Annotated in this window: 17 protein-coding genes; 7 read left to right on the forward strand and 10 right to left on the reverse strand. The window is 59.6% G+C overall.

Features of this window, described 5'->3' with window-relative positions:
- Nucleotides 1–200 precede the first annotated feature (200 nt).
- The 4 genes from ftsZ (at nt 201) to recN (ending at nt 5,780) form a co-directional block, all read left to right on the forward strand.
- Nucleotides 201–1,820 (forward strand): cell division protein FtsZ, encoded by a 1,620-nt coding sequence (gene ftsZ, locus K3J57_RS05520; RefSeq protein ID WP_173488063.1) that lies wholly within the window; start codon nt 201–203, stop codon nt 1,818–1,820.
- 267 nt (nt 1,821–2,087) lie between these two features.
- Nucleotides 2,088–3,008 carry a UDP-3-O-acyl-N-acetylglucosamine deacetylase gene (gene lpxC, locus K3J57_RS05525; protein ID WP_259797414.1) on the forward strand — a complete coding sequence of 307 codons (921 nt, stop codon included), beginning with the start codon at nt 2,088–2,090 and terminating at the stop codon, nt 3,006–3,008.
- 176 nt (nt 3,009–3,184) lie between these two features.
- A complete protein-coding gene (locus K3J57_RS05530) occupies nt 3,185–4,084 on the forward strand; it encodes an outer membrane protein assembly factor BamD (RefSeq protein WP_173487197.1) in 900 nt (299 codons plus the stop codon).
- A 40-nt stretch (nt 4,085–4,124) separates the two neighbouring features.
- On the forward strand, nt 4,125–5,780 hold the full coding sequence (gene recN / locus K3J57_RS05535) for a DNA repair protein RecN (protein ID WP_259797415.1): 1,656 nt from the start codon (nt 4,125–4,127) through the stop codon (nt 5,778–5,780).
- 226 nt (nt 5,781–6,006) lie between these two features.
- On the opposite strand, the gene K3J57_RS05540 is transcribed toward recN, so the two are convergent.
- Complete coding sequence (locus K3J57_RS05540; RefSeq protein ID WP_259797416.1) at nt 6,007–7,386, reverse strand: FAD-binding oxidoreductase; 1,380 nt, start codon at nt 7,384–7,386, stop codon at nt 6,007–6,009.
- 135 nt (nt 7,387–7,521) lie between these two features.
- Here K3J57_RS05540 and K3J57_RS05545 point away from each other — a divergent pair, with 135 nt between their 5' ends.
- On the forward strand, nt 7,522–9,153 hold the full coding sequence (locus K3J57_RS05545; RefSeq protein ID WP_259797417.1) for a chloride channel protein: 1,632 nt from the start codon (nt 7,522–7,524) through the stop codon (nt 9,151–9,153).
- Between the two features lie 187 nt (nt 9,154–9,340).
- On the opposite strand, the gene rsmA is transcribed toward K3J57_RS05545, so the two are convergent.
- From rsmA to K3J57_RS05575, 6 genes are all read right to left on the reverse strand, one after another.
- Nucleotides 9,341–10,183 (reverse strand): 16S rRNA (adenine(1518)-N(6)/adenine(1519)-N(6))-dimethyltransferase RsmA, encoded by an 843-nt coding sequence (gene rsmA / locus K3J57_RS05550; protein WP_259777124.1) that lies wholly within the window; start codon nt 10,181–10,183, stop codon nt 9,341–9,343.
- Nucleotides 10,183–11,202 carry a 4-hydroxythreonine-4-phosphate dehydrogenase PdxA gene (gene pdxA, locus K3J57_RS05555; RefSeq protein ID WP_259797419.1) on the reverse strand — a complete coding sequence of 340 codons (1,020 nt, stop codon included), beginning with the start codon at nt 11,200–11,202 and terminating at the stop codon, nt 10,183–10,185. The genes rsmA and pdxA overlap by 1 nt, the downstream gene beginning before the upstream one ends.
- Nucleotides 11,199–12,479 carry a peptidylprolyl isomerase gene (locus tag K3J57_RS05560; RefSeq protein ID WP_259797423.1) on the reverse strand — a complete coding sequence of 427 codons (1,281 nt, stop codon included), beginning with the start codon at nt 12,477–12,479 and terminating at the stop codon, nt 11,199–11,201. The genes pdxA and K3J57_RS05560 overlap by 4 nt, the downstream gene beginning before the upstream one ends.
- A 190-nt stretch (nt 12,480–12,669) precedes the next feature.
- The gene (locus K3J57_RS05565; RefSeq protein ID WP_259794371.1) at nt 12,670–14,853 is read right to left on the reverse strand and encodes an LPS-assembly protein LptD; all 2,184 of its coding nucleotides are present in this window, start codon (nt 14,851–14,853) and stop codon (nt 12,670–12,672) included.
- The gene (gene lptG / locus K3J57_RS05570; RefSeq protein WP_173487189.1) at nt 14,853–15,950 is read right to left on the reverse strand and encodes an LPS export ABC transporter permease LptG; all 1,098 of its coding nucleotides are present in this window, start codon (nt 15,948–15,950) and stop codon (nt 14,853–14,855) included. Before lptG ends, K3J57_RS05565 begins: the two co-directional genes overlap by 1 nt.
- Nucleotides 15,947–17,095 (reverse strand): LptF/LptG family permease, encoded by a 1,149-nt coding sequence (locus tag K3J57_RS05575; protein WP_259797426.1) that lies wholly within the window; start codon nt 17,093–17,095, stop codon nt 15,947–15,949. The genes lptG and K3J57_RS05575 overlap by 4 nt, the downstream gene beginning before the upstream one ends.
- A gap of 303 nt (nt 17,096–17,398) precedes the next feature.
- Between K3J57_RS05575 and K3J57_RS05580 the strand changes: the two genes are divergently transcribed.
- Both K3J57_RS05580 and K3J57_RS05585 read left to right on the forward strand, forming a co-directional pair.
- Nucleotides 17,399–18,868, forward strand: a complete 1,470-nt coding sequence (locus K3J57_RS05580) for a leucyl aminopeptidase (RefSeq protein ID WP_173487187.1) — start codon at nt 17,399–17,401, stop codon at nt 18,866–18,868.
- Nucleotides 18,869–18,872: 4 nt separating this feature from the next.
- Complete coding sequence (locus K3J57_RS05585; protein ID WP_259797429.1) at nt 18,873–19,379, forward strand: DNA polymerase III subunit chi; 507 nt, start codon at nt 18,873–18,875, stop codon at nt 19,377–19,379.
- 157 nt (nt 19,380–19,536) lie between these two features.
- On the opposite strand, the gene K3J57_RS05590 is transcribed toward K3J57_RS05585, so the two are convergent.
- The 3 genes from K3J57_RS05590 to K3J57_RS05600 form a co-directional block, all read right to left on the reverse strand.
- Complete coding sequence (locus tag K3J57_RS05590; protein ID WP_259797432.1) at nt 19,537–20,118, reverse strand: retropepsin-like aspartic protease family protein; 582 nt, start codon at nt 20,116–20,118, stop codon at nt 19,537–19,539.
- 143 nt (nt 20,119–20,261) lie between these two features.
- Complete coding sequence (locus K3J57_RS05595) at nt 20,262–20,894, reverse strand: MarC family protein (protein WP_173487184.1); 633 nt, start codon at nt 20,892–20,894, stop codon at nt 20,262–20,264.
- Entirely contained in the window at nt 20,894–22,744 is a 1,851-nt protein-coding gene (locus K3J57_RS05600; RefSeq protein WP_259797434.1) for an ABC-F family ATP-binding cassette domain-containing protein, read from the reverse strand. The genes K3J57_RS05595 and K3J57_RS05600 overlap by 1 nt, the downstream gene beginning before the upstream one ends.
- Nucleotides 22,745–22,876: the final 132 nt, after the last annotated feature.

Below are 22,876 nucleotides of genomic sequence, written 5' to 3' on the forward strand. Positions count from 1 at the left end.
TGGCGAAATCCTGCTGATAAAACAGCGGGTTTTCCCACATTTTGCGTCTTTCACTTCAATTGGGGCGTGACGACCATACTGCTTTTGCGGTATTGTGGCTGAAAAGAGGCAGTCACCGGCGATTCACGCCGACAAGAACACACCATGCTGACGCAGGACAAAGACGCCGCGCAGCACGCAGATTAACAGGCGGACAGATCATGACATTGAACCTTACCATGCCTGGTCAGGAAGAATTGAAACCTCGGATCACGGTGTTTGGCGTGGGCGGTGCTGGTGGCAACGCGGTCAACAACATGATCGAGAAAGAGCTTGAGGGCGTCGAGTTTGTCGTCGCCAATACCGACGCTCAGGCGCTGCAACATTCGCGCGCCAAGGACCGCATCCAGATGGGTGTGAAAGTTACCGAAGGGCTGGGCGCTGGCGCCCGTGCCACGGTTGGGGCGGCGGCAGCCGAAGAAAGCATCGAACAGATCGTGGATCATCTGGCCGGGGCACATATGTGCTTCATCACGGCTGGTATGGGCGGCGGCACCGGGACCGGGGCTGCGCCGATCATTGCGCAAGCCGCGCGGGAACTGGGTGTTCTGACCGTTGGTGTCGTCACCAAACCGTTCCAGTTCGAAGGCGCCAAGCGGATGAAACAGGCCGAAGACGGTGTGGAGCAGCTGCAGAAGATGGTCGATACGCTGATCATCATCCCCAACCAGAACCTGTTCCGTCTGGCCAATGAAAAGACCACGTTCACCGAAGCCTTCTCGATGGCAGACGACGTTCTGTATCAGGGTGTGAAAGGCGTGACCGACCTGATGGTCCGCCCGGGCCTGATCAACCTCGACTTTGCCGATGTGCGCGCCGTGATGGACGAAATGGGCAAGGCGATGATGGGCACCGGCGAGGCGACCGGCGAGGATCGCGCGGTTCAGGCAGCTGAGAAGGCGATTGCCAACCCGCTCCTGGATGAGATTTCGCTGCGTGGCGCCAAAGGTGTGCTGATCAATATCACCGGTGGTTATGACCTGACCCTGTTTGAACTCGATGAAGCGGCCAACCGTATCCGCGAAGAAGTGGATCAGGATGCCAATATCATCGTGGGCTCGACCCTCGACAACGATATGGAAGGCGGGATGCGCGTTTCGGTTGTTGCCACCGGTATCGACGCTGTTGAAGCACCGCAGGAAGTGCCGGTGCCGCGTCGTCGTTTGGCTGAGCCGCTGCAAACGCCGCTGGCCGTGGAAGAAAAGTTCGAGGCTCCGGTTGAAGCCGCTGCAGCTCCGGCTGAGCCGTCGCTGTTCGGGAACGACCTGAATGCAACCGAAGCTGCTGCAGAAGAGCAAGCGGAAAACGTTTTCCCGGCAGAAAGCGCCGGGGGTGATTTGCCGCCGCCGGCCTACCAGCCGCAACCGGCTGTTGCACAGGCGCCTACTCAGGCACCGGTTCAGTCTGCACCGGTTGAGCATTACTACGAAGACGAACCTGCCGTAGCGCAGTTCACCGCCCCCAAACCCCCGGCACCGGGCACTCCGTCACCGGAAGCTTTGGCCCGTCTGCAGGCTGCGGTTCAGAACCAGCCGCGCGCCGCTGCCCAGCCGCAACCGGACGCTCGCCCCACGGCGCAGCCGCACTCTGCTGAAAAGCCGCGCTTTGGTATCAACTCGCTGATCAACCGGATGACCGGAGCGGGCGCTGCTGAGGGTGCTGCCGCCCGTCCCGAGCCAGCGGTGGAAGCGCCTATCGCACGTCCGGCACAGCAACCGCAGATGGATGCCGAACAGGAAAAAGTGGAAATTCCCGCTTTCCTGCGTCGTCAGGCCAACTGACCCCCTGTTTCAGGTTCGGCAATTCCTTGCCGATCTGGGATGTGAATGCAAAATTCGGCCGCCACAGTGCGGCCGTTTTTTATTTTATTAACAATATGATAGCTTGATCCGATTTGAGGCGTGGATCGGAGGTTTACCAATAGGTCATCATGTTTCAAACCGTTACAAATGATTGAATTGTTGTTCGTCGCGTGAAGCTTTACCCAAAAGGCGCGGAATGGGGTCACTCCCCGACAGGAGCCGCAAAGCCAATCTAAGAGGTGCTTCGTGCAAACCACGCTTACCAGCTCTGTTACCTTTTCGGGCACCGGTCTTCACTCCGGGCGCCCCGTGCGCATGACTGTGCGACCGGCTTCGGCGGAATATGGGATCTGGTTCAAACGCGTTGATATTCACGACCAGGACAATCTGATCGCCGCCCACTGGGCGTCGGTGGTTCCGTCGCGCCTGTGCACCCTGATCCGCAATGATGCGGGGACCGAGGTGTCGACCATCGAACATATCATGGCCGCGCTGGCAGGCTGTGGAATTCATAACGCCCTGGTGGAGATTGATGGACCGGAAGTGCCGATTCTCGACGGCAGTTCGTCCCGCTTCGTTGAGGGATTGATCCGCGCCGGTGTGCGTGAGCTGAATGCCCCTGTCCGTGTGATCAAGATCCTGTCACCGGTCGAATATTGTGAAGGGGACGCCTGGGCCAGACTGGTTCCCGCCGAAGGGTTCGAGATGGATTTCCATATTTCCTTCCCCGATGCTGCCATTGGCACACAGGACAAATCCCTGAACCTGTCCAATGGCAATTTCGTGCGCGAGCTGTCCGATTGCCGGACTTTCTGTCGTCAGGCAGATGTCGATGCGATGCGCGCCGCCGGGCTTGCCCTTGGGGGCACCTATGAAAACGCTGTTGTGGTGGATGGGGATGATGTTCTTTCTCCGGGGGGGCTGCGTCGCAAGGACGAAGCTGTGCGCCACAAAATGCTGGACGCTCTGGGGGATCTGTATCTCGCAGGGGCGCCTTTGATGGGGCGCTATATTGGTCACAAAGCCGGCCATGCCATGACCAACAAACTGCTGCGTGCCCTGTTTGATCAACCGGAAGCCTGGCAGCTTGTGATGCTTGGCCATGAGGCTGCGCAATTGTTGCCGGGGGTAGGGGTGGTGAAATCCGACCTGCCGATGACCGCCTGAACCCCGCGCTTCGGGCCTTTCTGTTCAACCCGTCCGGAACCGCCAAGAGGCCGATCGGCGACAAGTCGCGAAAAACCCGCGTAAGGCCATTTTGCACCGCAAAATTCTGTGCTAGGACATGCCAGTAGCGGGGAATTTTCCGATCTTCGAATTGAGTTACGGGGTAGGCGCCTATTATGATCAGTGTCCATCTGATGAAAGCCGTTTCTGCGGTTGTTGTGACCGGGGTTTTGCTGTCCGCCTGTTCGGGAGGCGGCAGTGCCAGCTCGGCCGGGGGCGGTGGATGGTTCACGGGTATTTTTGGCGAATCCCAACGGCCCGTTGAAAAACCGATCGAGGAATGGACCGCTGAAGAGATCTTCAAGCGTGGCGAATATGATCTGGAACGTGGTAAACCCAAGCTTTCCGCCAAATGGTTTGGCGAGGTAGAGCGCCTTTACCCCTATTCCCAATGGGCCAAGCGTGCGCTGATCATGCAGGCCTTCTCCTATCACAAGAATAAGGAATATGAACTGTCCCGCGCCACTGCGCAGCGGTTCATTGACACTTATCCGGCGGATGATGACGCCGCGTATGCACAGTATCTTCTGGCGCTCAGCTATTACGACCAGATTGATGAAGTGGGGCGCGATCAGGGCCTGACCTTCCAGGCGCTGCAGGCCCTGCGCGCGGTAATCGAGATCTACCCGGACACGGAATATGCAAAATCGGCCATTTTGAAATTTGATCTCGCCTTTGATCACCTTGCCGCCAAGGAAATGGAAATCGGTCGGTATTACCTCAAGCGCAAGCATTATGTGGCGTCGATCAACCGGTTCCGGGTTGTGGTGGAAAAGTTCCAGACCACCACGCAGGTGGCCGAGGCGCTGCACCGCCTGGTGGAAAGCTACCTTGCGCTTGGTCTGACAGATGAAGCACAGACCGCAGGGGCCATTCTCGGGCATAACTTCCAGTCCACCGAATGGTATGAAAGCAGCTATCGCCTGCTGACACAGTCCGGGCTGGAGGCCGCACCGAAAGGTGACAATTGGCTGACCGCGATCCATCGCCAACTGATCCAGGGCAAATGGCTCTGATCGCGGCAAATGGGGGCATCCGCATGAAAGGCATGGCCTGATGCTGCGCGGTCTGGATATCCGCGACATTCTGATCATCGACCGGCTGGAACTTGAGTTTCAGCCGGGTTTGAACGTGCTGACCGGGGAAACCGGGGCGGGAAAATCCATCCTGCTCGACAGTCTTGGCTTTGTCCTGGGCTGGCGCGGGCGCGCGGATCTGGTGCGCTCCGGGGCGGATCAGGGTGAGGTGATGGCCGAGTTCGACCTGCCGCAAGACCATCCCGCCCGTGCCGTGTTGGCCGAGGCCGGTATTGAGGCCGATGACGAGGTGATCCTGCGCCGGGTCAATCGCGCCGATGGGCGCAAAACGGCTTGGGTCAATGATCGCAGGGTCTCAGGCGATGTGTTGCGCGCGCTCTCGGACTGTTTGATTGAATTGCATGGCCAGCAGGATGATCGGGGTCTTTTGAACCCGCGCGTGCACCGCCAGCTTCTGGATGCCTTTGGTGGGTTGGAGGGAATAGTTTCTGACACCCGCAGCGCCTGGCGCAAACTGTCTTCGGTGCAGACCGCTTTGGCAGAGGCCCGCGCTGCGCTGGTGGCGGCCCAGGCAGAGGAGGATTTTCTGCGCCATGCGGTTGAGGAACTCGACAAGCTCGATCCGCAACCCGGCGAAGATGCCGAACTGGATCAACGCCGCCGCATGATGCAGGCGTCCGAGAAAATCGGCGAGGATATCCAGCGGGCCCATCAGGCCATGGGGGCAATGGGAGAGGGGGCCGAGGCCCGGATGGGGGATGCGCTGCGCTGGCTCGAAGGGGTGGTCGATCAGGCCGGGGACAGTCTGGATGAGTCGATCCAATCGCTTGGTCGCGCCATGGCAGAGCTGTCCGATGCCATGGCTCATGTCGAAGCAACGCTTGACCAGCTGACCTTCAACCCACATGAGCTTGAAGAGATCGAAGAGCGCCTTTTTGCAATTCGCGGTCTTGCCCGCAAATATCAGGTGCAACCCGATGAATTGGGCGCCCATGCCGAGGTGCTGCGTGAGCGTCTGAACGCGCTTGATGCCGGGGTGGACCAGATTGCCGCCCTGGAACGCGCGGTGGCCGAGGCTCAGGAAAGCTATGACCTTGCGGCGACGGCCCTGCATGCCGCGCGACAGAAGGCGGCCCGTTCTCTTGACAGCGCCATGGGCACGGAGCTCGCCCCGTTGAAAATGGAACGCGCCGTGTTCACCACCCAACTGACACAGACAGATCCGGGGCCGGAGGGGACAGATGTCGTCACCTTCACCGTGGCCACCAATCCGGGGGCACCGTCCGGCCCTCTGAACAAAATCGCCTCCGGAGGCGAACTGAGCCGTTTCCTGCTGGCGCTCAAAGTTTGCCTGACCCGCGACGCCGATGGGCTGACAATGATCTTTGACGAAATCGACCGTGGGGTCGGGGGCGCCACTGCTGATGCGGTGGGTCGCCGGCTGAAATCTCTGTCTGATGGAGGGCAGGTGCTGGTGGTAACGCACTCACCGCAAGTGGCTGCCCTCGGCGATCATCACTGGCGGGTGCAAAAATCGGTGACAGATGGCATGACCCTGTCCACCGTGGTGCCGCTTTGCGCAAAGGAACGCGTGGATGAACTTGCCCGGATGATCTCTGGCGATACGATCACCCCCGCTGCCAAAGCTGCGGCGCAGGAACTCCTGAACGGATAAGCCGCCGCTCTTATTTTCTGGTTAGAAATATCCCGGGGTGAGCCTGAAAGAGGCGAGGGGCAGAGCCCCTTGGTGCGGTAGTCCCGAAGTGCGAGTGACAGATGAGAGGGCTACAGCATTTCGGGATAAACCTGACACGGAGGTTCGTTGCGAAAGCCCACGACTTTGATATCTCTTGCTGCGGTTCGGCCTTTCCCGTCTCAGGTTGACACCGAAATGCGTCAGGTTACCCGTGAGCCGGTGGAACCAGCTTCCCCGGGTTCAGAATGCCCTTCGGATCAAGCGCCTGTTTCAGCGTCCCCATGACCCCCCAGGCCGGCCCATGTTCCGCTTCCATCAGGCCCAGTTTGCCCATGCCAACCCCATGTTCCCCCGTGATCGTTCCGCCAAGGGAGATCGCCCGGTCCGCCATGCGTTTCACAAGACCCTTTGCCGTTGTCCAATCCTCCTTGTTGCCCTCTTCCAACAACAAGATTGCATGGAAATTCCCGTCCCCTACATGTCCTAAAATGGGGCCGGGCATATGTGAGGCCGCAATATCCTGCCGGGTTTCCTCAACCGCCTGCGCAAGTTTCGAGATCGGCACACAGATATCCGTTACCATCGCCTTGGCACCTGGCTTCAGCGCTGTCAGGGCGTAAAAGGCGTTGTGGCGGATCTTCCATAGCCGGTTGCGATCTTCGGTGCGCGTGGCACTTTCAAAGCCGGTGGCCCCAAAATCGTCGGCAATATCCGAGAAATCCTGCACCGCGTCTGCCACGGCATTGTCGCTGCCATGAAATTCGACAAAAAGATGCGGGCAGAGCGGCAGGTCGAGACCGGCATAGCGATTGATGGCGCCGGTGCTGGCTTCGTCCAGAAACTCGATCCGGGCCACAGGAATACCCATCTGGATCACCTGCTGCACGGTGGCGACAGCTGACGCCAGATCGGGAAAGGCGCAAACGCCCGCGCTGATCGCCTCAGGTGTGCCATGCAGGCGCAATGTCAGCTCGGTGATCACGCCCAGGGTGCCTTCTGCACCCAGCATCAGGGCGGTCAGGTCATAGCCAGCGGCTGATTTGGCTGCGCGCGACCCGGTTTTGATCACCTGACCATCCGCCAGCACAACGGTCAGGCCAAGGACATTGTCACGCATGGAGCCATAGCGCACGGTTGTGGTCCCCGAGGCACGGGTTGAGGCCATGCCGCCCAATGTGGCATTTGCGCCGGGGTCGACGGGGAAAAACAAACCCGTCGCCCGAAGCTCTTCATTCAACGCTTCGCGGGTCAGCCCCGGTTCCACCACGGCCACCATGTCGCCCGGGTCCGCCTGGATCAGGCGGTTCATCCGCGACAGGTCAATGACCACCCCGCCTTTCAACGGAATAGTGTGCCCCTCAAGCGAGGTCCCGACCCCGAAAGGGGTCACGGCGATGTCGTGTTTGTGGCAGAGGGTCATGATCCGGGACACTTCATCGGTGCTGATTGGCCAGACGACCAGATCAGGCAGAACCATCTTGAAATGCGTTTCAGAACGCCCGTGTTCCATCAGATCGGGCTTGGAGCGGCTCATCCGATCGCCTAGAAACGAAGTAAGCTCGGTCAAAACGGCGTCGATGGACATCCATCCTCTCCCAATTAGCAGCCGAGACAGACTAGCCTGCTTGGGCGAACGGGAAAAGGGTCGGGTAAAGTTTTGGTAAAGTTTAATCAAATAAAAGGGTTAATTCTCAAAACACTACAGCGGCAAATTCAAGCATTGTCAACGGGTTGGAAACTGTTGCTGGAAAAAGGCCCGTCCCAGGTGCAATTCTGGCTTATTGCGCTGGTGATTGGCGTGGTCTCCGGGGCCGCTGCACTTGGGTTTCGCAAGGGAATCGAATGGTTGCAGGCCACGCTTTATGGCACGGATGATCTTGCCCATCTGCACAGCTTTGCATCGACCCTGCCATGGTACTGGATCCTGATCCTGCCCGCGCTTGGCGGATTTGCAGTTGGGGTCATTCTGAACTGGTTCACCCATGATGGCCGGGTGCGTTCGGTGGCGGATGTGATCGAGGGGGCAGCCCTTTGGGAAGGGCGGGTGGAAAAGCGCGCGGGGATCGGCTCGGCGCTGGCCTCGTTCATCACGCTTTCAACCGGGGGATCCACCGGACGTGAGGGGCCGGTTGTGCATATGGCAGGTGTTGTCTCAAGCTGGATTGCCAACCGGATCAAGGCAGATGGCGTCACGGGCCGTGATCTTTTGGGCTGCGCCGTGGCCGCCGCCGTTTCTGCCAGTTTCAATGCCCCTATTGCGGGGGCCCTGTTTGCGCTTGAAGTGGTGTTGCGCCATTTTGCCATGCATGCCTTTGCGCCGATCGCCATTGCTGCGGTGGCCGGGACGGTGATCAACCGGCTGGAATATGGTGGGATGACCGAATTTGTGCTGCCTTTGGAGGGTAGCCTCGCTTTTTATGTAGAACTGCCGGCTTTTCTGATCCTGGGCATCCTGTCTGGCTTTGTCGCCGTTGTCTTCATGCGGGCGATCTTTCTGGCGGATGATGTCGGAAATGACCTGCAGAAATGGCTGCGCCTGCCAAATGTCCTGCGTCCGGCGCTGTCCGGCCTGATCCTGGGGATAATTGCGATTTTTTTCCCGCATATCATTGGTGTGGGCTATGAGACCACCTCGCTTGCCCTGACCGGTCAGATGGTCTGGCATGAAGCGGTGGTGCTGGCGGTGATCAAGGTGTTTGCGGTGGCGGTCACCATGGCCGGACGGATGGGGGGCGGGGTGTTTTCTCCGGCGCTTATGATGGGGGCTCTGACCGGGCTTGCCTTTGGCATTATTGCCACGGCCATTTTCCCGGACGTCTCCGGGTCGGAAACGCTTTATGCCCTTGCTGGAATGGGAGCCGTGGCGGCCGCGGTGCTGGGTGCGCCGATTTCCACCACGATGATTGTCTTTGAACTGACAGGCGACTGGCAGACCGGGATTGCTGTGATGTGTGCGGTGTCGCTCTCCACTGCGCTGTCCAGTCGTCTGGTGGACCAGTCGTTCTTCCTGACCCAGTTGGAGCGACGCAATATCCACCTTGCCGCTGGACCGCAGGCATATCTTTTGTCCATGGTGCGCGTGGCTTCGGTCATGCGTGAGCTTGATCACAAGCGATCACCGGACGAGGCCGATTGCTGGGAATTGATCGAGCAGGGGGTCTATGTGGATGGCAATGCAACGCTGGAAGCGGTGATGCCGGTTTTTGAGGCAACGGGGGCTGTATTTGTGCCGGTTGTGACCCTTGGCGGAGAGGGGGACGCGCCGGATCTTTGGGGCACGATCCACCATGTGGATGCGCTCAAGGCCTATAACAGGGTGCTTGCACAAACCGCGCAGGAGGAACATTCCTGAGGGAGCTCAGCGCGTTTCCGCAACGGTGGAACTGTCTCTGAATATGTGCAGGAAGGGGCGCTGCCCCTCGCCTCTTTGAGGCTCACCCCGAGGTATTTTCAGCAAGAAAAAAACGAAGGAGGTGGTTGAAACCTCGCGGGTTTTCCAGCCAAAGGTCGTGCAGCCGCAGGTTACGGCTGCTTTGGGGTCATGTCTTGGTCAGGGCGCGGGTCAGGGCGCAAAACGCCTCGAGGTCGATTTCTTCCGCCCTGGATGTGGGTTTGATCCCCACCGAGTTCAGAATGTCTTCGATCTCCGGGTGCAGGCCTTTGAGTGAGGCGCGCAGCATCTTGCGGCGTTGGTTGAAGGCGGTGGCCACCACTTTCTGCAGCTTGTCGGCATCCGCCTCGAAGCGGGGCTGCGGCAGGGCTGCCAGATGCACCACGGCGGAGCGGATTTTCGGCGGTGGGGTGAAGGCCTCGGGCGGCAGCTCCATGACAATTCGGGCATCGGTGCGCCACTGGGCCAGAACCGCAAGGCGGCCATAGGCCTTGGAGCCGGGCTGGGCGACGATGCGCTGCGCCACTTCTTTTTGGAACATCAAGGTCAGGCTGGACCAGGCAGGGGGCCAGGTTTTGGGGGTCAGCCAGCGCACCAGAAGTTCTGTTCCGACATTGTAGGGCAGGTTGGCCACGACGCGGATTGGTGGGGTAAGATGTTCCAGCGGATCCAGTTCCAGCGCATCTGCATTGATCACGTCCAGCCGACCTGGATAGGCGGCCTGGATCTCTCCCAGTGGGCCAAGGGCACGGCTGTCTTTTTCAACGGCAAGCACTTTGCGCGCGCCTTCAGCCAGAAGTCCGCGGGTCAGCCCGCCGGGGCCGGGCCCCACTTCCAGAACGTCACAGGATGTCAGATCCCCGGCCTGTCGGGCGATTTTTGAGGTCAGGTTCAGATCAAGGAGGAAATTCTGCCCGAGCGATTTTTTGGCGGTCATGCCATGGGTGGCGATCACTTCGCGCAGCGGGGGCAGCCCGTCGATCTGGGTCATCAGCGTGTTCCGTCCTTGTGGTTGGTGTTGCGAAGGCCCGCCTTGCGGGCGTTTGCCATGGTCCAGCCCATCCGCAATGCCGCAATCAACGAACTTGGGTCGGCTTTTCCCTGTCCGGCGATGTCAAATGCCGTGCCATGATCGGGAGAGGTGCGCACAAAAGGCAGACCCAGTGTCACGTTTACCCCTCCGGCAAAATCGATGGTCTTGATCGGGATCAGGGCCTGATCGTGATACATGCAGATCGCGGCATCATAGCCTGCGCGGGCCGCAGAATGAAACATCGTGTCTGCTGAGCGCGGGCCGGACAGATCCAACCCTTCGCTACGAAGCTCATCCAACAAAGATGAGATCATCGTGATCTCTTCCATTCCCATCGCGCCCCCTTCACCGGCATGCGGGTTCAGCCCAGCCACCGCAATCCGCGGTGTTGCAAGGCCAAAATCCCGGATCAGGGCATCATGGGTTGTGCGAATAACCTGGGCGAGCCTGTCCCGGCTGAGGGTGGAGGGCACCTCGCTGAGGGGAATGTGAATGGTCGCAGGCACGACGCGCAGCTCCTCACAGGCCAGCATCATCACCACTTCGGCCCCACCCGCCAGATCCGCAAGGAATTCAGTGTGCCCCGGAAAACGGAACCCGGCGCCATCCTTGAGCGCTTTCTTGTGGATGGGGTTGGTGCAGATTGCCGATGCCTCACCTTCCTGAACCAGACGGACCGCCTGGGCGATCACGTCGACGACGTGTTGCGCATGTGCACCCAAAGGGGTGCCGGGGGTGCGATCGGGTCCAAAATCATGGCGTAGGACCGGCAGGTCTTGGGGGTCATGAGCTTCGGCCGGCGTGCTGATCTCGGTGAATTTGCAGCCTGCAGGCAAATGGTTCGGGTCACCTATCAGAAAAAAAGGCACCTCCCCCCTGAGCGCGTCAAATGCCGCTGGGGCCAGCTCCGGGCCGATGCCCGCTGGCTCGCCCATCGTCAGGGCAATGGGGGCCAGACGGGAAAGATCAGAGGTCATTTCTGCGCAAGATCCTCGATATAGGCTTCGGCCCGCAATTCTTCCAGATAACCGGTGGCAAGGGCACCCAGGCGCTGGTTTTGCAACTGGGTGCGAATGTCATCACGGCTGAGCTCTTCCGGAAGTTCCCGTGTGCGGCTGCACAGCATCAGGAAAATCTGGTTCTGGCCTGACGGTGTGGTCAGCGCAAAGGAGCTTTCGCCTTCGTCCAGCTTTGCCAGTTCAATCGCGTAATCGGCTGGAAGCTCCGAGACCAGTTTCGTATCGCGCACGAGCTGTTCTTCCGGCTGACCCTGGGCCTCTTTGTAAAGATCGTTGCAGCTGTCAACGCGGGTGCGAATCTCGGCGGCGCTGGCCAGGGCTTCCGGGGTTCCGGCGCCCGGGATCAGGTAAGCGGCGTAATCAATCAGCACATCTTTCGGGGCCGGGGCTTCGATTTCTTCGATGGCGCGCATCTGAAACAGCGCAATGCCGTTCTGGATTGGCAGCGGTGCCGTCACTTCCCCCGGGGCCAGAGGCAGGATCTGGGCTGCAAGGGCAGGGGGAAGGTTGGACAGGTCCATCCAGTCCAACCGGCCTGAACGCCCTTTTGAGGGGGCTGCGGAATAGCGTCGTGCGGCGGCCGCAAAGGCGGGCAGGGTGTCAATTTCCGCGAGCTGCAATGCGCGCGCGCCGGATGCCTCTTGGCTTTGTGGCGTATTGGCGGGCAGGATGATTTCGGACAACAACACCCGCACCCCGGCATCAGGGCCGCTTTGTGCCAGACGGCGGTCGATATCTTCCTCGGTGATCCTTACCTCACGACGAAACCGTTCACGGGCGAACTTCCGCCACACCAGCCCGGCCGAGACAAAATCACGGAAAGTTTCCATGGCCACGCCGCCCTGCGCGATGGCCAGTTCGAATTTTTCCAGGGGCATGTTGAACCGCTTGACGAATTCTTCCATCCCTTCGGTGAGCTCCGCTTCGCTGAGGGCCACGCCTGCACGGGCGGCAGCTTCGCGTTGCAGCGCTTCGGTGAGCAGCTGTTCACGGGCAAGTTCAGCCCTGTCGCCGGGCGCACGCAGCAAGGTCAGATAAGCGATCCGCTGAGACATTTCATAGGTGGTGATCACCCGGTCATTGACCTGCAAAGCGGGCGCAAACAGGTTCTGGGCATGGGCGACCGTGGCCGATGTCACTGCGGGCAGGGGCGCGAGCATCGCTGCCATGACCAAAGGAGTTGTCAGAGCGCGGCGCAGGCGTTTGATGCGGCCGTTTTTTCCATGCGTTGCCATGGGAAAACCCGATGAAATAGCGTGTGTCATGTCTTGTCTGCTCTTCCGGTTATTCATCGTTAACAAGGGGCTTGGCCGCGAACATCTTGCGGGTCTGCGGGTATATTGCCCAAAGCGGCCTCAGGATGCCAGCCCGATCTGCCCCGTGACAGGGAGAGGCGGATGATTGTCGCCGCTTGAGGGGGCGGGGTTATTGCAGGCATCTGCGCGCAGCTCCCTTCGGGGCCCCACCAAACCCCAACAGCTCGACCTGAAGGCCAAGTTCCGTGGTGGGAGTAATGGTTTGTGAGGCGGTGAACCGGCGTGAGACGGCCAGATCGACCTGGAGGCATTCATTGCGATATTGCAGGCCAAGCTGGCCCTTGGTGACCTGATTGGCCGAAAGGTCAACATCGCCTTCCGCGCTGATGCGCCAGCCATCGGTCAGTTGATACCCGCCTGTCAGGCGCAGCTCGTGGATCGAGGCGTCACGGTTTTCATCGGGATCCGCGACAACCCAGAGATGGGCCGCACTCAGGTTCCAGTCTTCTTGGATATAGGCAAAGCGGCTTTCGGTCTTGGCAACTTCGAACTGGTCATTGATCAGCGCACGGCCCTGTAGGGCAAGGTTTGCTCCGAATTGCAGCTGCGCTGCGATCAACCAGTCCGAACTGTCGCCGGACAGGCCGGAGGCGTTGGAGAACGCATTGTTCCCATCAAACCGGAAAACACGCCCGATGCCGATTGTCGAGGCCCAGCCGGTTGGGGAAAAGCGGCTCCATTTCACGCCAATATTGGCCCGTGTGCCCTCTTCACGCCGGTCAAATCCCGGATACCGGGACATGTCGAACAGGTTGTTTTCGTCAAATTCGACATAGGTGCTGTCTTCATTTGGCAAGGTGGCACCGATCCGATCACTCCAGACCAGCTGCAGCACCGGTTCGATCACATCGACGCTTCCATTGGCGGAAACCCGCGACAAAGGCCAGCGCAGCGTGGCGGCGACCGAGGGGGTGGCAAAGCTCTGGTTGGGGTCAAAGCTGCTGTCTTGGTTGATCCAGTAATTTCCCCAGTCAATCCCGGTTTCCAGGGATGCGATCATCCCGCCCCTGAGCATCCAGTCGCGTTTCCAGTGAAAGGATGCTCCGACATGGGTCACATCGCGCCCTTTTGGGCCGTCCAGGGTGCTTTCCCGGAAATAGGACCGCGCGGAGAGCTCATATTCGGCGACGCCGCCAAGAAGAACCGGATCAAAGCGGCGTTGATACAGAAACTCCAGCTGGGCGAAGGGGAGTTGATCTGAAATGGCCCGTTCCGAGGCGCGCAGGCTTTCGTGTCGGGTGATGCCGGCAAAGATGAACTCATCCCGACGCACACGCGATACTTCCAACGCGTTGCGCAGCCGGTCGGCACTGGAGTAGTCGTAGTCGTTCAGATAGCCGGGGTCCGAGACCTCCTGAAGGGTGAAATCAAGTTTGAAATCCTGCGGAAGGTCAAATGATCCCTCTCCGAACACATAGAACCGGGTCTGATCTCTCCGAATGTCGTCATTGCTGACCGCACCGTTGAAAGACAGGTTGCCGTTGTGAAACGCCTGACGATAGCGCCATTCCAGAGTTCTGGATCTGGTGGCGATGAACGGGGCCAGCGTCAGGTCCGCATGGTCCCCCAGCCGAATGAAATAAGGTAGCCTGACCCCGGTGCCAAAACTGCTTCGCGTGCGCAGCTTTGGGGCCAGAAAGCCGGTTGCGCGCTTGAGGGTCGGATCCGGGAGGCGCAGGCGCGGCAGGAACAGGATCGGAACATCCGCAACACGCAGCTGGGCATTGTGGAAATAGAGCTGGCGCTCCTGTTCGTCATGCACGACCTTTTCGGCCCGGATCTGCCACAGCGGCACAGGCGATTTGGCGCAGACCTGACAGGAGGAGGCCACGATCTTGTTCAGTTGGGTATAGCGGCCCTGCACGCGGTTGATTTCGACGGCGGCAATTTGCAGCTGCTGGTTCAGAACCAGGCGCGCGGATTGCAATATCCCGTTGCGCAGATCGGAGGATAGCTCGGCCGCGCTGGCCAAGATCAGCTGGTCCTCACCGTTTTGCAACACGATCGGGCCGCTGATGGTCAGCCGGTCGGTGGTCTTGTCAAAGGAAATGCTGGCCGCGGTCAGTGTGGTGCCCGCGAAGTGGACCATCACATTGCCTTCGGCCAAAAGCCCGTTATTGCCCTGAACCGTGATACGGTCTGCCACCAACAGGGCAGGGGCAGAGCTGTCCGCGACGGGGCGGGGCTGCGCAAAGGTTGTCGGAGGGGTTGCAAGGCCAATGGCCGTGGCCAGACCGGCAATCAGGGCCAGCTTGCTGATACGGCCAGACCACAGGTCGGATATGGTGAACATTACCCATCCTCCAGATGCAGCAGAAATCCAAGCGACAGAAGGATCCCCGAAATCGGGGTGGTCCAGGCGGCAAAAATCACCGGGATCTGTCCGTTCTCGCCCAGGATCTGCGCGAAATTACGAATGAAATAAAAGCCAAACCCAAGAACAAGCGCCGACACAACCATGATGCCGGTGCGTCCGAACCGGGTGTGACGCATGGTGAACGAGGCGCCGATCAGCACCATGGCCACCAGAAACAGCGGGGTGGAAAGCTCGATCTGCAACCAGACCTGATGCAGGCGGGGGGAAAACCCTGCCTCTTTCAACCGGGTGATAAAACTGGGCAGATCCCAGATTGAAATATTGGAGGGCTTGCCGAAACTGTCGCGGATCTGTTCCTCGGTCAGGTTTGTGGCGATCCAATAGGCGGGCAGCACCAGTGCCTCACCTTCAGGGTTGTCGGACAGGTCAAAATTCCAGACCTTGGCCGCGCGCAGCGCCCAGCGGCCCGGTTCCAGCGTGGCCTGGCGGGCCGAAACGCGTTTGGTCGGCACGCCATCGGAAGAAAATGAATAAAACGTCACATCCTGCAAGCGGGTTCCGTCATTGTTTGACTGGCTGGCACGGATCACGATCTGCCCTTGCTTGTTGCCCTGTCGCAGCCAGACCCCGCCTTTTGAGACAGAGGAAATGGAACGGCTTCCGCCGGAATATTCTGCCGACAGGCGCTCATATTTCTTTTGGGTTGCTGCGGAAATCGGGTTGAAGACAAGCAGCGCCACAACCCCGATCAGGAAAACCGTGACCACCGGGGAAATCAGGGTGATCATGGCCGATCGCCCCGACGCGCGCGTCACCACCAGCTCGGAGCTGCGCGCAAGGCTCAGGAACATCCAGATGGTTGCCAGAATAGTCACCAGCGGCAGGATGCGATACATCCACATGGGCATGTTCAGAAGTGTCAGCCCCAGAACCTCGGTGAAGCCGACCTGGCTTGCGTCGAACTTGCGCATGCCCTCAACCATATCCAGCAGCACAAACACCAGCCCCAGCACCACCAGCATGGTCACGAAGGAAAACAGGAAACGGCGGGCGAAATAGAGGTGCAGCCTCATGCGGCCCCCTCCTGTGCGGTGGTCCGGGCCAAAAGCCTGGCCGCTTTCCGGCGTTTGCGGATGGCCAGGAAGGAGGGGCGCGTGGCGCTCCATAATACCGTGAAATTGAACAGCAGCCCGCCAAGGGATGCCAGATAGATCAGGGGCAGGGCGCCGTCGGTCCGGCGGGCGATATCAAGCATCGTGTTGTCGAGTGTCTGGAAACTGGCCACCACGCCGATGGAAATCACCACCTGACGCCACATGCCAAACCGGCTGAAGCCGCCTGCAATCAGCATGGAATAGCCGGTCAGGGCGGCGACAATGACATAAAGCGCCTGAGCATTGCGGAAATGCGCCTCGGCGCGCAGGGCGGTGGCGCTTTGGCGGGTTTCGGCAATCAGGGCTTCGGTGGGAAACAGCATTTCATGGGTGTAAAGCTGGCGGATCTTGCGTTTGCCAGCAATCGGATCGGAAATCAGCGCGGAAATGTCATAGGTGAATTCTTCGAACCCGGTGGTGGTCAGTCGGCCATCGGGCGACAGGATCTGTGCCAACCCGTCAAACATCAACAGGCGCGGGCCTTCGGCGGTGTTCAGGACAAGTGCCCGCTGGGCGGTATAGGTGGCGAGGGTCCCGCCCTCAGATTTCTCGCGCTCATCGGACAGGAACAGGTCCAAAAGCTCCCCCTCGGCCGTAATTTCGCGCACATACAGGGTGATCCCGGATGTGGGGTGCACGAAACTGCCTTCGATCAGGAAGCGCGATGTCACATCAGACGAGATTTCCGCCTGCCTCTGGGCAAAGCTCAGCTGGCTTTTGGGGGAGAGGTAATGGGTCAGCACCAGCATGAACGCAGCCCCCATGACCCCGAAGATCAGCACCGGGCGCGCCAGTCGGAACGGACCGAACCCGGTGGCCTGTGCGACCACCAGTTCGCTTTCGGAATTCAGCCGGTTGATCACCACAACCGAGGCCGTAAAGGCGGCAATCGGCAGGACAAACACGATCACGCTGGGCAGAATCATGGTCGAGATTTCAAGAAACACCAGCGCCGTTTCGCCAGAAGAGATGATATAGTCGAATAGGCGCACCGCCCGGTTGATCCAGAAGATCAGAACCAGGACCAGACCGGCCAGCCCGAACAGCACCAAGAGCTGTGACAAGATATATCGATCCAGCCTGGCCAAATTTCCCCCAACTCTTCCCAATTGCCACATGCGATAGATTACAACATCTTCAAGCGGTTCTAGCGGATTGGTGCGGGCGGGAAAACTGCTATCTGGCCTTTGTTTGCTCTGACAGGTAGGAATGGCAAAAGAATGCCGCCCCCGGATGAAAAACCGGAAGGATTTGCAAGCGGAGAATGCCCCCTTCGAATCGCGGCGGTTTTGATCAATAGTCACGGTGGCGCGGACCGGTTGCAGGTTCAGTTGCGCCTCATTTGTTGCCCTTTGGAAGGAGTTCCCATGGCCACCCCGATCACCCCCCGCTTCATTGCCACCGACCTTGATGCCATTGCGACCCATGGCGGACGAATCGTGGTGATCGTTTCCGAGCCCGGAAAGCTCGACCCGGCCGCCCGCCGGGTGAACAAACTCATGCGCGGTGCGCTGGCGCGCTTTGCCTCAAGCGAGCGGTTTGAAAAGATGAAAGAGGGGGAAGCAGCAGAGCTGGCCTGGCCCACAGGCCTTGCCGCCGAGGCGGTTCAGGTGCTGCGCCTGTCAAAACGGTCCAAGGGCAATGCCATGCGCAAGGCTGGTGCGGTCATCGGTAAATCCCTGTTGGGCAAAGAGGTTCTGGTGCTCGCCGGCAATCGTCGTTTTGCTGACGAACTTGCGCTTGGGGCCTGCCTTCGCGCCTATGAATTCGTGGACCACATGTCCAAAGACGCCCAGGAAGGCGGCGCGTTGACCGTGATGGTCTCAAAGCCGGAAACCTTTGATGGCAAGGCAGAGCTGGCAGCCGCCCTGACCGATGGTGTGTTCTTCACCCGCGATCTGGTCAACGAACCCTCAAACATCCTGACCACCACCGAATTTGCCGACCGTCTGGTGGCGTTGAAAGAGCTTGGGGTTGAGGTTTCGGTCCTGGACGAGCCGGAGCTGGAAAAACTCGGTATGCGGGCGCTGCTGGGGGTCGGGCAGGGATCGGAAAGCCCGTCCAAGGTTGTGGTGATGAAATGGAATGGCGGTGAGAAAGACGCAGCCCCGCTGGCGCTGATCGGCAAAGGCGTGGTCTTTGACACCGGCGGGATCAGCCTGAAACCGGCGGCCGGCATGGAAGACATGACCATGGATATGGGCGGTGCGGGCACCGTGGCGGGCGCAATGAAAGCAATTGCCGGGCGCAAGGCCAAGGCAAATGTTGTGGGTGTTGTGGGGCTTGTGGAAAACATGCCGGATGGCCGGGCGCAACGCCCCGGTGACATCGTGACATCGATGAAGGGGGACACGATCGAAGTGATCAACACCGATGCCGAAGGGCGTTTGGTGCTGTGTGACATCATGTGGTATGCGCAGGAAACTTTCAGCCCGATGGGGATGATCGACCTGGCCACCCTGACCGGCGCGATCATCATCGGCCTTGGGCATGAAAATACCGGTGTGTTCTCAAACGACGACCCGCTTTGCAATGCCATGTTGAAGGCGGCGCAATCCGAAGGCGAAGGCGCCTGGCGCATGCCGCTGGGCGATGCCTATGACAAGCTGCTGAAATCGAACAAGGCGGATATGAAAAACGTCGGAGGACGCGCCGCAGGGTCGATCACCGCAGCCCAGTTCCTGCAGCGTTTCGTCAAAGAGGGCACCCCTTGGATTCACCTCGACATCGCCGGCACGGCGCAGACCGCAGGGGATACCACCTACGCGCCCAAAGGTGCCACCGGTTGGGGCGTTCTGGCCCTGAACCGTCTGGTGTCAGACCTGTTCGAAGGCTGATCCCATGTCTCAGGCGGTGGAGAACTCGGAGGGAAAAGACATCGCGCCAACAGGTGGCGAGGTCTTTTTCTACCACATGACCCTGACGCCGCTTGAGGCCACGCTGCCCGTGCTTCTCACCCGTTCGCTGCAAAATGGCTGGCGGGTGCTGGTGCGGGGGCGCAACCCGGAGCAGCTGACCTGGCTGGATGAGAAACTCTGGCTGTCCCCGGAGGACGGCTTCTTGCCTCATGGGCGCGCCGGGGGGACGCATGACGCAGACCAGCCGGTGCTGCTGACCGAGGGGCAGGACAACCCAAACGGCGCCAACACGCTGATCTCAGTGGACGGGGCCGGGGTGAGCCCCGAGGAAATGACCGGAATGGAGCGTGTTTCCATCCTGTTTGATGGCAATGACCCGGACGCGGTGGCACATGCCCGCACCCAGTGGAAAGCGGTTGTGGCGGCGGGGTGCATTGCAAAATACTGGTCCCAGGACAGTGGACGATGGGAGCTGAAAGCAAGCTCCTGATTGGTTGATCCTCCGTTATTTTCATCCGGTCCATTTCACCCCGGTTGCACTTCGGCTGCGGGCACGGGTGAGCCGGGCCCCGTGAACAGGATCGGTGAAGCAGGACGGAAGGGGGCCAAGCGGGACCGGCTGCGCTCACTTGTCGAAGGTCAGCGGATCAGCGCGTCAGCACCAGCTGGTCGCGGCGGATCTCGATCTTGTCAAAGCGTTGCAGATAGCTGTTTCCAAGAAGAGATTGCGGCATTTCACCTTCATTGACCCAGACCTCAACCCCGTAATCGGTGATCCCTTCCAGCTCGACCCGGGCAATATTGGCAGGGGCCGTCCGGGTGGTCCCATTGGCGGTCAGCGCGCGGCCAAAATAACGCAGGCTGGATGGATCAACCCCGGCGCGCTCGGCATCCTCTTTGGTCAGCACGACATTGCTGGCGCCTGTATCGACAATGAAATCAATCGGTTGTCCGTTCATCTTGAGCTGTATGTAGAAATGTCCGTCAAAGGCGCGGGGCAACACAACCTGCCCGGAGGTCTCAATAAAGCTTTGTTTGGGGGAAATGTCATTTCTGATGTCATTCCACAAACCAACCCCAGCCATGGCGCCAATGAAGATGAACACCCAGATCAGGGCATGGCGCAGGGTTTGTCCGAGGTTGAACCGGTTTTCGGAGATGAAATACCCGGCCACCGCTGTCAGCAGCAGCGCGAGATAGGCCAGACGTCCAAGATCATCAGCGGTCATTCCATTCCTCCGTCCCCGAAATATAGGAACCGCGCGTGGAATTGTCATCGGGGCGGGGGCAAAATTGTCGCCTCGTGCCGTGTTTTGCTGTCCCGGTCACAGGCCAAAGAAGCAATTTTTTCCAAAGGGTTGTCTGATCTCAGTCAGCCCATGCCAAACAGGCCAAAATCCTTCAGCCCGTCCAGCACAAACTGCACCGCCAACGCGGCAAGAAGCATGCCAAGCAGGCGCGTCAGCACCGTGATCCCGGTTTCACGCAGCACCCGTTCAAGCAGGTTGGCGGCAAAGAAAAAGACCAATGTGATCAACAGCACCATCGCCATGACCACCAGGGCAAGCATCACACCGGAATACCCGTCCCCTTCGCCGGACAAAAGGATCATGGTGGCGATCGCCCCCGGACCTGCCATCAACGGCATGGCGAGGGGAAAGACCGAGGGGTCATCTTCGGCATCAATGGTTTTCTCGGACGTGTCCTTGCGCCGCTTGGTGCGCCGCTCAAACAGCATATCGAGCGCGGTCAGCAGCAAAAGGATCCCACCGGAAATACGGAAAGCAGCCATGGAAATGCCCAAAAACCCAAGCACATTGTCGCCAAGAAAGGCAAAGAGGGTGAGCAAGACGCCAGCCACCCCCGCCGCCCGCAGCGCAATCACCCGGCGCTGGTGCGTGTTCATCCCTTGCGTCAGCGCAAGGAACAGCGGTGTCAGACCAATGGGGTCCATGACCACAAAGAGTGTCACGAAGGCCGGTAGGAAATACTGAAGATCGACCATCAAGCCTCTGCCTTCTCAAGGTTTTCCTGCGCCACCATCCACAGCTCCTCCGCGCGTTCCAGCCCGTCCATCACTTCGGCGTGCTTTTTCTGCCAAAGGGCGATTTCATCGGCTTTGCTGCCATCATATAGGGTCGGATCCGCCAGTTTCTGATCGAGTTTCTCTCGCATTTCCAAAAGCTTGTCCACGCGCGCCTCGCATTTGCGCGCCTCAGCTCTCAGGGCCAGCAAGGTATCCCGATCCGCACGTTTGGCTTTTTCAGGTGCAGGTTTGGCGGGTTTCTTGGGGGTGTCCGAGGTCAGAAGGAGCTTGCGATAATCCTCCAGATCACCGTCAAACGGGGTGACGCGCCCCTTGCTCACAAGCCACAGACGATCAGCCACCAGCGACAGTAGATGCATGTCGTGACTGACCAGAACCACCGCGCCGGAATAAGCGGTCAGCGCCTCGACCAGGGCTTCGCGGCTTTCAATGTCGAGGTGGTTGGTGGGCTCGTCAAGGATCAGAAGATGTGGTGCGTCCAGCGTGGCCAGAAGCAGGGTCAGACGTGCTTTTTGCCCCCCCGACAGGCGCCGCACCTCGGTTTCGGCCTGTTCGGCGCCCAGGCCGAATCCCGACAGACGCGCGCGATGCTTTCCGGGCAATTCATCCGGGCGCAGGCGGCGCAGGTGCTCAATCGGGGTTTCATCGGGGTAAAGTTCATCCATCTGATGCTGGGCAAAATAGCCGATCCGCAGCTTGGCGGATTTCACCATGCGGCCCGATTTCAGCTCCAGCCGGTCGGACAGGAGTTTCGACAGGGTGGATTTTCCCTGACCATTCTTGCCCAGAAGGGCAATCCGGTCGTCCTGATCAATGCGCAGGCTCATCCGTGACAGGATTGTGGTCTCCCCATAACCGGTTTCCGCGCCCTCCATGTTGATGATCGGAGGAGAGAGCTCTTCAGGTTCGGGGAAGCTGAACGCTTTCAAAGCCGCCTCTTGCGGCGTGGTGATCGGTTTCAGCTTTTCGATCATCTTCAGCCGCGACTGGGCCTGAACGGCTTTTGATGCCTTATAGCGGAAGCGGTCCACATAAGATTGCAGATGGGCCTTGCGTGCGGCGATCTTCTTGTTTTCGCTTTCCGCCGCCGCAATCCGCGCAGCCCGGGTTTCAGCGAATGTGTCATAGGGGCCGGAATAATAGGTCAGCTTGCGATCTTCGAGATGCAGGATGCCCCCCACCGCGCGGTTCAGAAGGCCCCGGTCATGGCTGACGATGATCACCGTATGGGGATATTTCGCCAGATATTGCTCCAGCCACAGCGCGCCTTCAAGATCGAGATAGTTGGTCGGCTCGTCGAGCAACAACAGATCTGGCTGGGAAAACAGCACGGCGGCCAATGCCACCCGCATCCGCCAGCCGCCGGAGAAATCGGCGCAGGGCAGGGCGTGCTGGTGGTCGTCAAACCCAAGCCCCTTCAGGATGGAAGAGGCGCGTGCTTCGGCGCTCCAGGCGTCAATATCTGCCAGGCGGGTCTGAATCTCGGCAATGCGTGTGGGGTCGGTTGCGGTCTCGGCCTCTTGCATCAAGGCGGCTCGCTCGGTGTCAGCCGCCAGAACCGTGTCCAGAAGCGAGGTGTCGCTGGCCGGAACCTCTTGGGCGACGCCGCCAATCCGTGCGCCCTTGGGCACCGAAATTTCACCGGTTTCCAGCGTCAGCTCGCCCCGGATCAGCCGAAACAGCGTGGTTTTCCCGGTGCCATTGCGCCCGACGAGACCCACCTTGTGGCCGTCGGGGATGGTGGCCGAGGCATGTTCGATCAGCGGGCGACCTTCGACCGCATAGGAGATATCGGAAATCTTCAACATGTTTCCCATGTGCCTGACCACAGGCAAGGCGTCAATCGGCTCTTTTCAGAACGGCTTAGGCATGTTACGGGGGCGACCAAAGACATTGCCGATCCCGGCACCCGTGAAACATGCAGATAAATGAGGACCGAC

The organism is Aliiroseovarius crassostreae, assembly GCF_025137635.1.
GTDB classification, from domain to species: domain Bacteria; phylum Pseudomonadota; class Alphaproteobacteria; order Rhodobacterales; family Rhodobacteraceae; genus Aliiroseovarius; species Aliiroseovarius crassostreae.

What these genes read in the sequence shown, in the direction of transcription:
- ftsZ (WP_173488063.1), top strand. Translation starts at nt 201, where the DNA reads ATGACATTGAACCTTACCATGCCTGGTCAGGAAGAATTGAAACCTCGG.
- K3J57_RS05530 (WP_173487197.1), top strand. Translation starts at nt 3,185, where the DNA reads ATGATCAGTGTCCATCTGATGAAAGCCGTTTCTGCGGTTGTTGTGACC.
- recN (WP_259797415.1), top strand. Translation starts at nt 4,125, where the DNA reads ATGCTGCGCGGTCTGGATATCCGCGACATTCTGATCATCGACCGGCTG.
- K3J57_RS05540 (WP_259797416.1), bottom strand. Translation starts at nt 7,386, where the DNA reads ATGTCCATCGACGCCGTTTTGACCGAGCTTACTTCGTTTCTAGGCGAT.
- rsmA (WP_259777124.1), bottom strand. Translation starts at nt 10,183, where the DNA reads ATGACCCAGATCGACGGGCTGCCCCCGCTGCGCGAAGTGATCGCCACC.
- pdxA (WP_259797419.1), bottom strand. Translation starts at nt 11,202, where the DNA reads ATGACCTCTGATCTTTCCCGTCTGGCCCCCATTGCCCTGACGATGGGC.
- K3J57_RS05560 (WP_259797423.1), bottom strand. Translation starts at nt 12,479, where the DNA reads ATGGCAACGCATGGAAAAAACGGCCGCATCAAACGCCTGCGCCGCGCT.
- K3J57_RS05565 (WP_259794371.1), bottom strand. Translation starts at nt 14,853, where the DNA reads ATGTTCACCATATCCGACCTGTGGTCTGGCCGTATCAGCAAGCTGGCC.
- lptG (WP_173487189.1), bottom strand. Translation starts at nt 15,950, where the DNA reads ATGAGGCTGCACCTCTATTTCGCCCGCCGTTTCCTGTTTTCCTTCGTG.
- K3J57_RS05580 (WP_173487187.1), top strand. Translation starts at nt 17,399, where the DNA reads ATGGCCACCCCGATCACCCCCCGCTTCATTGCCACCGACCTTGATGCC.
- K3J57_RS05585 (WP_259797429.1), top strand. Translation starts at nt 18,873, where the DNA reads ATGTCTCAGGCGGTGGAGAACTCGGAGGGAAAAGACATCGCGCCAACA.
- K3J57_RS05590 (WP_259797432.1), bottom strand. Translation starts at nt 20,118, where the DNA reads ATGACCGCTGATGATCTTGGACGTCTGGCCTATCTCGCGCTGCTGCTG.
- K3J57_RS05595 (WP_173487184.1), bottom strand. Translation starts at nt 20,894, where the DNA reads ATGGTCGATCTTCAGTATTTCCTACCGGCCTTCGTGACACTCTTTGTG.
- K3J57_RS05600 (WP_259797434.1), bottom strand. Translation starts at nt 22,744, where the DNA reads ATGTTGAAGATTTCCGATATCTCCTATGCGGTCGAAGGTCGCCCGCTG.